8 protein-coding genes and 3 pseudogenes are annotated in these 9,088 nt (G+C 70.3%); 7 read left to right on the top strand and 4 right to left on the bottom strand.

The features are described from left to right. From ABZ281_RS22125 to ABZ281_RS22105, 5 genes and pseudogenes are all read left to right on the top strand, one after another. On the top strand, nt 1-336 hold a 336-nt coding region (locus ABZ281_RS22125; protein ID WP_356657910.1), incomplete at its 5' end, for a laccase domain-containing protein. Between the two features lie 6 nt (nt 337-342). Beyond that, nucleotides 343-1,062, top strand: coding sequence for a YggS family pyridoxal phosphate-dependent enzyme (locus ABZ281_RS22120; RefSeq protein WP_356657908.1), 720 nt, complete (start codon nt 343-345; stop codon nt 1,060-1,062). Between the two features lie 129 nt (nt 1,063-1,191). Beyond that, entirely contained in the window at nt 1,192-1,833 is a 642-nt protein-coding gene (sepF, locus tag ABZ281_RS22115) for a cell division protein SepF (protein ID WP_298556081.1), read from the top strand. Nucleotides 1,834-1,891: 58 nt separating this feature from the next. Beyond that, the gene (locus ABZ281_RS22110) at nt 1,892-2,176 is read left to right on the top strand and encodes a YggT family protein (protein ID WP_030248691.1); all 285 of its coding nucleotides are present in this window, start codon (nt 1,892-1,894) and stop codon (nt 2,174-2,176) included. A gap of 56 nt (nt 2,177-2,232) precedes the next feature. Next, nucleotides 2,233-2,472: pseudogene (locus ABZ281_RS22105) on the top strand (DivIVA domain-containing protein); the annotation flags it as partial. 4 nt (nt 2,473-2,476) lie between these two features. Here ABZ281_RS22105 and ABZ281_RS22100 read toward each other — a convergent pair. Next, nucleotides 2,477-3,463: pseudogene (locus ABZ281_RS22100) on the bottom strand (AAA family ATPase); the annotation flags it as partial. Nucleotides 3,464-3,666: 203 nt separating this feature from the next. Further along, nucleotides 3,667-4,488, bottom strand: a complete 822-nt coding sequence (locus ABZ281_RS22095; RefSeq protein ID WP_356657905.1) for a LuxR C-terminal-related transcriptional regulator — start codon at nt 4,486-4,488, stop codon at nt 3,667-3,669. A gap of 125 nt (nt 4,489-4,613) precedes the next feature. Between ABZ281_RS22095 and ABZ281_RS22090 the strand changes: the two genes are divergently transcribed. Beyond that, nucleotides 4,614-6,293: an AMP-binding protein gene (locus tag ABZ281_RS22090; protein WP_356657903.1), complete on the top strand. Its 1,680-nt coding sequence runs from the start codon at nt 4,614-4,616 to the stop codon at nt 6,291-6,293. After that, nucleotides 6,290-7,876, top strand: coding sequence for an AMP-binding protein (locus ABZ281_RS22085; RefSeq protein ID WP_356657901.1), 1,587 nt, complete (start codon nt 6,290-6,292; stop codon nt 7,874-7,876). Before ABZ281_RS22090 ends, ABZ281_RS22085 begins: the two co-directional genes overlap by 4 nt. Before the next feature lie 18 nt (nt 7,877-7,894). Here ABZ281_RS22085 and ABZ281_RS22080 read toward each other — a convergent pair whose 3' ends face one another. Together ABZ281_RS22080 and ABZ281_RS22075 are read right to left on the bottom strand one after the other, a co-directional pair. Next, nucleotides 7,895-8,401 carry a GNAT family N-acetyltransferase gene (locus ABZ281_RS22080; RefSeq protein WP_356657899.1) on the bottom strand — a complete coding sequence of 169 codons (507 nt, stop codon included), beginning with the start codon at nt 8,399-8,401 and terminating at the stop codon, nt 7,895-7,897. A 31-nt stretch (nt 8,402-8,432) separates the two neighbouring features. Then, a pseudogene (locus ABZ281_RS22075) lies at nt 8,433-9,088 on the bottom strand (hypothetical protein); the annotation flags it as partial.

Genomic DNA, 9,088 nt, shown 5'->3' with positions numbered 1-9,088 from the left:
GGAGTCGTCCCGGCCGCGCTGCGCGCGATGACGGAACTGGGCGCCGCCCCCTCCCGGATCGTCGCCCGCACCGGGCCCACCGTCTGCGGCCGGTGCTACGAAGTGCCCGAGGCGATGCGCGCCGAGGTCTGTGCCGTCGAGCCGGCGGCATACGCCGAGACGAGTTGGGGAACACCGGCGGTCGACGTGGGCGCAGGAGTGCACGCCCAGCTGGAACGGCTCGGGGTGCGCGACCGGGAGCAGTCGCCGGTGTGCACGCTGGAGTCACGCGATCACTTCTCGTACCGCCGCGACCGCACCACCGGTCGGCTCGCGGGTTATGTGTGGCTGGACTGATAGGGCATGACGGACCGTAAGGACGAAATCGCCGCAAATCTGGCGAAGGTGGAGCGGCGCATCGCCGACGCGTGCGCGGCCGCGGGGCGGGCACGCGACGAGGTGACCCTCATCGTGGTCACCAAGACCTACCCCGCGAGCGATGTGCGGATCCTCGCGGAACTCGGCGTGCGGCACGTCGCCGAGAACCGCGACCAGGACGCGGCCCCCAAGGCCGAGGCCTGCTCGGATCTGCCCCTCACCTGGCACTTCGTAGGTCAACTCCAGACCAACAAGGTGCGCTCGGTGGTCGGTTACGCGGATTTCGTGCAGTCCGTCGATCGTTCCAAGCTCGTCACGGCTCTGTCGAAGGAGGCCGTCCGGGCCGGGCGTGAACTGGGGTGTCTGCTCCAGGTCGCGCTCGACGCCGGGGTGAGCGGCCGGGGTGAGCGGGGAGGTGTCGGGCCCGGTGGGATCGGGGAGTTGGCCGGTCTCGTGGCCGAGGCCCCGGGGCTCCGGCTCGACGGACTGATGACCGTCGCACCGCTGACCGGGGAGTACGCGGGACGCGAGCTGGAGGCCTTCGAGCGGTTGATGGATTTGTCGACCGACCTGCGCCGGGGTCATCCGGCTGCCACCATGGTCTCGGCAGGGATGAGTACGGACCTCGAACAGGCCGTGACGGCCGGAGCGACACATGTGCGCGTCGGCAGCGCGGTACTCGGAGTCCGCCCCGGGCTCGGGTAACGTCGCCAAGAAGTCGGACCACAGCAGAAAATATGGTCATTGCCGCCGATAGGCGGATTCAAGGACCTCGTGGATCGCGGGCACTTGGCAGTCGTCAGCCGATCCACCACAGAGCGGAGGACTCAGAGCATGGCCGGCGCGATGCGCAAGATGGCGGTCTACCTCGGCCTCGTGGAGGACGATGGGTACGACGGCCGCGGATTCGACCCCGACGACGACTTCGAACCCGAACTGGACCCGGAGCCCGAGCGGGACCATCGACGGCGCGAGCCGTCCCACCAGCCCCACGTCTCACATCAGCCCCAAAGGGACGAAGAGGTACGAGTCGTACAGCCGCCCGCGCCTCGCGAACCGGCCGCCCGCTCCGCTTCGCTCCCCGCTGAATCCAACCGCCCGGCGCGCATCGCGCCCGTGGCATCCATCACACAAGAACGCGCAAGCCTGGAGAAGAACGCACCGGTGATCATGCCCAAGGTCGTGTCGGAACGAGAGCCTTATCGGATCACCACGCTTCACCCACGGACCTACAACGAGGCCCGTACCATCGGGGAACACTTCCGTGAAGGCACTCCGGTGATCATGAATCTGACTGAGATGGATGACACAGACGCGAAGCGACTTGTCGACTTTGCGGCCGGTTTGGTGTTTGGTCTTCACGGCAGTATCGAGCGGGTGACGCAGAAGGTGTTCCTGTTGTCGCCTGCTAACGTCGATGTCACGGCGGAGGACAAGGCCCGCATCGCAGAGGGCGGGTTCTTCAACCAGAGCTGAGACGCACCACCGGAACAGCAGTACCGAGCAGGGCAAGGGGAGAGGGAAGTAAGAGGTCATGAGCGTGGTTTTGGATGTCGTCTACATCGCGCTGATGTGCTTCCTCATCGTGCTCATCTTCCGGTTGGTCATGGACTATGTCTTCCAGTTCGCCCGCTCATGGCAACCCGGCAAGGCGATGGTGGTCGTTCTGGAGGCCACCTACACTGTCACTGATCCACCGCTCAAGCTTCTGCGGCGGGTCATTCCGCCGCTGCGTCTCGGGGGCGTGGCGCTAGACCTGTCCTTCTTCGTACTGATGATCATCGTCTACATCCTGATCTCGATCGTGAGTCGGCTGTGATGAGCGATGTGACCTACCGTCTTGCCGAATGCCGACGACTACGTTGAGGTGAAGAGATGCCGTTGACCCCCGAGGACGTGCGGAACAAGCAGTTCACGACCGTCCGCCTCCGAGAAGGCTATGACGAGGACGAGGTCGATGCCTTCCTCGATGAGGTCGAAGCCGAACTGACCCGCCTGCTCCGGGAGAACGAGGACCTGCGCGCCAAACTGGCCGCGGCCACGCGCGCTGCTGCGCAGAACCAGCAGAACATGCGCAAGCCTCCGGAGCCGCAGCAGGATCAGCAGCAACAGCAACAGGCAGGGCCGGCGCCTCGGGGTCCGTGGCCAGCAGGCCCAGCGACGCCGCCTGGGCCGTCTCGGCCTCGGCGTGCTCCCGCCCGGCCGCGTGCAGCAGCGCCAGGGTGGGACGGGCGCCGGCGCTGGCGACGAGGAGGGTGCGGCGCGCCTCGTCGGACAGCATCTCCAGCCGGCTCAGCACCAGGGCCCGCAGCGAGGTGGGCACGGGCAGCGGCTCGCCCGGCCGGGGCCGGGCCGGGCTCTCGGCCAGGGCCCGGCCCAGCTCCAGCGCGAAGAGCGGGTTGCCGCCGCTGGTGCGGTGGATGTCGCGGACCGTGGAGCGGGACAGGGGCGTGTAGCCGCGGTGGTCGAGCAGGGCCGAGACCTGCGTACGGGTCAGCGGACCCAGCCGGACGGCGAGCGTGTCGGGCGGGGACGCCGGCAGGTGGCGGTCGTACTCCTGGCCCTCGGTCCGCACCGCGCACAGCATCTGCACGGGCGTGTCACCCAGCCGGCGGGCCGCGAAGCCGAGCAGTTCCGCACTAGCGGCATCCAGCCACTGGAGGTCGTCGGCGACCACCAGCACCGGGCCCTTCGCGGCGAGGACACGCAGCGCCGACAGCACCGCCAAACGCAGGGCGAGCCCGTCCCGCTGGAGCGTGGACTCGCCGCGGCCGGTGAGCGCCGACTCCAGGGCGGTGCGCTGGGCGCCGGGCAGTGCACCGGACACGTCGTCGAGGACCAGACCGAACAGGTCGGCCAGCGCGAGGAAGGGCAGGTGTGATTCGGACTCGGTCGCCGAGCAGCGCAACACCGTCCGGTCCGTGCCCCCGTAATCCGCGGCCAGCGCCCGCAGCACCGTCGACTTTCCAATTCCGGCGGGGCCGTGGAGCAGCACACTGCCCCCTCGGCCGAGCTGCTCACGCGCCGACGTGAACAGGTCCTCCCGGCCGATGACCAGGTCGGGGCGGCTCCTGGGAGGCTCCTGGAAGTCCCGTCGCACGGTCACCGCTCCCCTCCCTGTGTCGTGTCCTGGCCAATATTAGGCAACAGTTCTTTGAATTTCGGAGGGACGGGGTCGTGAGGGAAATAACAACGAGTGCCGGCGGACGAATTTCATCGGGCTCCCGAATGTGGCGGAACCCGAGGCCGGCACCCCGTTGGGAACCTCGGCGGATCGAAGGAGCGGGCGCAACGAGAAACACCACAAAACTACGGCAACCACCCCGCCCGGCGCGCGGCGACCACGGCCTCGCCACGGGTGCGCGCCCGCAGCTTCCGCATGGCCGACCGCAGGTACCCCTTGACGGTCTCCGGCGTCACGCCCAGGCGCTCCGCGGCGACCGCGTTCGTCGCCCCCGCCGCCACACACGCCAGCACGTCCACCTCGCGCGGCGCGAGGTGGACCCGGGGTGGCCCGGCGGACTCGGCCGTCAGCAGCGCACACGCGCCCAGCAGCTCCGCGCGCAGCTCCGGGTCCGCGATCCGCGGCGCCAGCGCCCGCAAAGCCGTGTGTGCCTCCCGTACCTGCTCCCACCCCGGGCCCGCCCCGGCACCGGCCGCGGCTTCGGCGGCGAGCGTGCGGGCCTCGTCCCGGACCACCAGCGCCCGCTCCAGGCCCCGGGCCGCCTCCACCGCCACGTCCAGCATCCGCCCGCCCAGCGGCAGGGACGTACGCAGCGCCCCGTACAGCACCCCGTGCACCCGGTAGCGCACCACCACCGGCACGGCCAGCACCGAGCGCAGCCCCTCCACGGCCACCGGGGCGTCGTACTCGTGGCTGATCTGCCGCGACGCCGAGTAGTCCGTCACCACGCACGGCCGGGACAGCGCCACCGTCTTGCCGCCGAGACCGGTGCCGGACGTCACCACCAGTGAACGCAGGGCGTGCGTCGCCGTGCCGCTCAGTTCGCTGATGCGTATCCGCTGCCCGGCCTCCGTCAGGCCGCCGAAGACGATCGGAAGGCCGGTGCCCCGCCGCAGGCGCAGCAGCGCGTTCCGTATCTCGACCGCGTCGGACGCGTCCGTCGTCACCTGATCGCCCCTTCGCTGTGGCTCCTGTGCGGGCGCACCCCCCGTTCGGGGGTAGTGAGACCTGCATCACGGATTACACGATGGCTCAGAGCCGCCCGGCAATGGTCCGGTACCCAGGAGGACAGATGACATCGGCGACGGACATGTTCCGCGAGGCGCGGGATTTCCTGCTGGAACACCGCGACGACTACCCGACGGCCTACGCGGGCTTCCGCTGGCCCCGCCCCGAGTACTTCAACTGGGCGCTCGACTGGTTCGACGTGATCGCCCACGGCAACGCCCGCACCGCCCTGCACCTGGTCGAGGAGGACGGCCGCGAGACCCGGCTGTCCTTCGGGGAGATGTCGGTACGTTCGGCGCAGTTCGCCACCTGGCTGCGCGACCGGGGCGTGCGCGCCGAGGACCGCATCCTCGTCATGCTCGGCAACCAGGCGGAGCTGTGGATCACCGCCCTCGCCGCGATGAAACTGCGCGCGGTGGTCATCCCGGCCACCCCGCTGCTCGGCCCCGCCGATCTGCGGGACCGCGTCGAGCGCGGCCGGGTCCGGCACGTCATCGCGCGCCCGGAGGACACCGCCAAGTTCACCGACGTCCCCGGCGACTACACACGCATCGCCGCGGACGCCGCCGGAGCCGTGCCGGACGGCTGGCTGCCGCTGGACGACGCCTACGAGGCCTCCTCCGACTTCACCCCCGAGAGCCCGACCCGGGCCGACGACCCGCTGATGCTCTACTTCACCTCGGGCACCACCGCCCGGCCCAAGCTCGTCGAGCACACCCACACGTCGTACCCGATCGGCCACCTGTCGACCATGTACTGGATCGGCCTGAAACCCGGCGACGTGCATCTGAACATCTCCTCACCCGGCTGGGCCAAGCACGCCTGGTCCAATCTCTTCGCCCCGTGGAACGCAGAGGCGACGGTCTTCCTGCACAACTACACGCGTTTCGACGCCGCTCGTCTCATGACGGAGATGGACCGGGCGGGTGTCACCACCTTCTGCGCCCCGCCGACCGTGTGGCGCATGCTCATCCAGGCCGACCTGACGCAGCTGCGCACCCCGCCCCGCGAGGTCGTCGCGGCCGGGGAACCGCTCAACCCGGAGGTCATCGAGCAGGTCCGCCGCGCCTGGGACATCACCATCCGGGACGGCTTCGGCCAGACCGAGACGGCCGTCCAGGTCGCCAACAGTCCCGGCCAGCCGCTCAAGACCGGGTCGATGGGCCGGCCGAGCCCCGGCTACCGCGTCGAACTCCTCGACCCCGTCTCCGGCGCGCCGGGCGCCACGGAGGGCGAGATCGCGCTCGACCTGTCGGACCGGCCCGTCGGCCTGATGACCGGCTACCACGGCGACGCGGACCGCACGACGGAGGCCATGGCAGGCGGCTACTACCGCACGGGCGACGTCGCCTCCAGGGACGACGAGGGGTACCTGACGTACATCGGGCGCAGCGACGACGTCTTCAAGGCCTCCGACTACAAGATCAGCCCGTTCGAGCTGGAGAGCGCGCTGCTGGAGCACGAGGCGGTCGCCGAGGCGGCGGTCGTGCCCGCCCCGGACGAACTGCGGCTCGCCGTCCCCAAGGCGTACGTCGTGCTGGCCGAGGGCTGGGAGCCCGGCCCCGACACCGCCAAGGTGCTGTTCGAGCACTCCCGTGAGGCCCTGGCCCCCTACAAGCGCATCCGCCGTCTGGAGTTCGGCGAGCTGCCCAAGACCGTCTCCGGCAAGATCCGCCGGATCGAGCTGCGTGAGGCCACGGCGGCCGGGTCGGACGCCGAGTACCGCGAGGAGGACTTCCGGTGAACTCCTACAGCCACGGCACCGGCGCGACGGCGCTGCTCGGCGACACGATCGGGGCCAACCTGGACCGGGCCGTCGCCATGTGGCCGGACCGTGAGGCACTGGTCGACGTGCCGTCCGGACGGCGCTGGACGTACGCCGAGTTCGGTGCGGCGGTCGACGAACTCGCCTCCGCCCTGCACTCCTCGGGCGTCGTCAAGGGGGACCGGGTGGGCATCTGGGCGGTCAACTGCCCCGAGTGGGTGCTCGTCCAGTACGCCACCGCCCGCATCGGCGCGATCATGGTGAACATCAACCCGGCGTACCGCACCCACGAGGTGGAGTACGTCCTGAAGCAGGCGGGCGTGTCCCTGCTGTTCGCCTCCCTCAGCCACAAGACGAGCGACTACCGGGCGATGGTCGAGCAACTGCGGGTCAGCTGCACCGAGTTGCGGGAGGTGGTCTACTTCGGCGACCCGAGCTGGGAGGCGCTGCTCGGCCGGGCGGCCCCCGGCGCGGCGTACGAGGAACTCTCCTGTGACGACCCGATCAACATCCAGTACACATCGGGCACGACGGGCTTCCCGAAGGGTGCGACCCTCTCCCACCACAACATCCTCAACAACGGTTATTTCGTGGGTGAGTCGATCGCCTACACCGAGCGGGACAGAATCTGCATTCCTGTCCCCTTCTATCACTGTTTCGGCATGGTCATGGGGAATCTGGCCGCCACCTCGCACGGTGCCTGCATGGTCATCCCCGCCCCGTCGTTCGACCCGAAGGCGACCCTGGACGCGGTCCAGCAGGAGCGCTGCACCTCGCTCTACGGCGTCCCGACCATGTTCATCGCGGAGCTGAACCTCCCCGACTTCGCCTCCTACGACCTCTCCTCCCTGCGCACCGGCATCATGGCGGGCTCGCCCTGCCCGGTGGAGGTGATGAAGCGGGTGGTCGCCGAGATGCACATGGCGGAGGTCTCCATCTGCTACGGCATGACCGAGACGTCCCCGGTGTCCCTCCAGACCCGGAGGGACGACGACCTGGAGCACCGCACCGGCACGGTGGGCCGGGTCCTGCCGCACATCGAGGTCAAGGTCGTCGACCCGGCGACGGGAGTCACCCGACCGCGGGGCGCGGCAGGGGAGTTGTGCACCCGCGGCTACAGCGTGATGCTCGGCTACTGGAACGAGCCGGAGAAGACCGCCGAGGCCATCGACGCCGGCCGCTGGATGCACACGGGCGACCTCGCCGTGATGCGCGAGGACGGCTACGTCGAGATCGTCGGCCGCATCAAGGACATGATCATCCGGGGCGGGGAGAACATCTACCCCCGCGAGATCGAGGAGTTCCTCTACAGCCATCCGAAGATCCAGGACGTCCAGGTCGTCGGCGTCCCGCACGAGCGCTACGGCGAGGAGGTCCTGGCCTGCGTCATCGCCCGCGACCCGGCCGACCCGCCGACGCTGGAGGAGGTACGGGCCTTCTGCGAGGGGCGGTTGGCGCACTACAAGGTCCCGAGCCGGGTGCGGATCCTCGACTCCTTCCCGATGACGGTGTCCGGGAAGGTGCGCAAGGTGGAGCTGCGGGAGAGGTTCGCGGACGGCTGAGGTGCGCGGCCGTGACGGTCACAGCGGTGTGCGCATGCACACCCGCGGCCAGCGGTCCAGGCCGTGTGCGGCCTCCCCCCTGCGGATCTCGCGGAGGCCGGGCGTGAGGTCCGCCTCGGGGAGGGGCCGGAAGCCGAGGCGCGCGTAGTAGGGGGCGTTCCACGGGACGTCCGTGAAGGTGGTCAGCGTCAGGGCCGTCAGGCCCTCATCGCGGGCGCGTTCGGCGGCGTGGGCGAGAAGGGCGCGGCCCACGCCCCGGCGTGCGGCGCGCGAGTGGACCGAGACCTGCTCGATGTGCAGGGCGCCGTCCATGGGTTCGGCGAGGAGGTAGGCGGCCGGCAGGTCCCGCTCGTCCACCGCGACCCAGCAGCGGTCCGCCCGGCGGTAGCGCTCCAGTACGTCGAGCGCGGGCGGTTCGTCGTCCGCGATCTCCGGCATGCCGAGGGCGCGGAAGGGGGCTCCGGCGGCCCGTTCGATGTCCTGCAGGGCCGGGAGTTCGGCTCGGGTGACGAGGCGGATACGCATGCGGTGAGTATGCGGGGCCGTGAGCCCGGGGTCAGGGTGTCCGCTGTCCGGCGCCGGTGGCGGCCAGCGTCTCGGCCGGGACGTTCACCGGCCTCGGGGTGCCGGTGAGGTCCAGGACGAACAGCGGGACTCCGAGCGCGTCGGCGCGGACCCGGGCGTCGTCGGCGTACCCGACGAGGGAGAAGTAGAGACAGTCCGCGGACTCCGTCATGGCCGTCAGCCACAGGCACTCCACGTCCCGCAGGGTCGCCGGGCGCACGGTCGGGTCCACCTGGGCGACGACACCGCGGGCGGCGAGACCGATGCCGCAGGGCGGCTGCTGGTCCGCCCTGCGGACGCCCCGGTAGCCGAGCCAGCGCAGATACAGGGCGGTGGCCGTGACGGCATCGCACGCGGTACGGATCGTGACGGAGAGGAAGGGGGGCCGGGCGGCGCGGGCCGCGGCGGCCGCGGCGTCTCGCGGACCGGGGGCCGTGTGGTGTGTCCTGGTCGGGCTGTGCCGGCCGGCTGCGCCCTTCTGGTCGGGCCGGCTGCCCTGGCCGGTTGCTGGTCCGTCGGCTGTACCGTTCCGGTCGGTGCCGGGGTCGTGGTCGGTTGCTGGTCCGTCGGCTGTACCGTTCCGGTCGGTGCCGGGGTCGTGGTCGGTTGCTGGTCCGTCGGCTGTACCGTTCCGGTCGGTGCCGGGGT

It is taken from the genome of Streptomyces sp. NPDC006265 (assembly GCF_040613555.1).
Taxonomy (GTDB): Bacteria; Actinomycetota; Actinomycetes; order Streptomycetales; family Streptomycetaceae; genus Streptomyces.
The sequence above is the reverse complement of the archived record's forward strand: the minus strand, read 5'-3'. Positions and strand labels throughout refer to the sequence as shown.

Coding starts and splice junctions, on each gene's coding strand:
- ABZ281_RS22110 (WP_030248691.1), top strand. CDS start 1,892: ATGAGCGTGGTTTTGGATGTCGTCTACATCGCGCTGATGTGCTTCCTC.
- sepF (WP_298556081.1), top strand. CDS start 1,192: ATGGCCGGCGCGATGCGCAAGATGGCGGTCTACCTCGGCCTCGTGGAG.
- ABZ281_RS22120 (WP_356657908.1), top strand. CDS start 343: ATGACGGACCGTAAGGACGAAATCGCCGCAAATCTGGCGAAGGTGGAG.
- ABZ281_RS22080 (WP_356657899.1), bottom strand. CDS start 8,401: ATGCGTATCCGCCTCGTCACCCGAGCCGAACTCCCGGCCCTGCAGGAC.
- ABZ281_RS22090 (WP_356657903.1), top strand. CDS start 4,614: ATGACATCGGCGACGGACATGTTCCGCGAGGCGCGGGATTTCCTGCTG.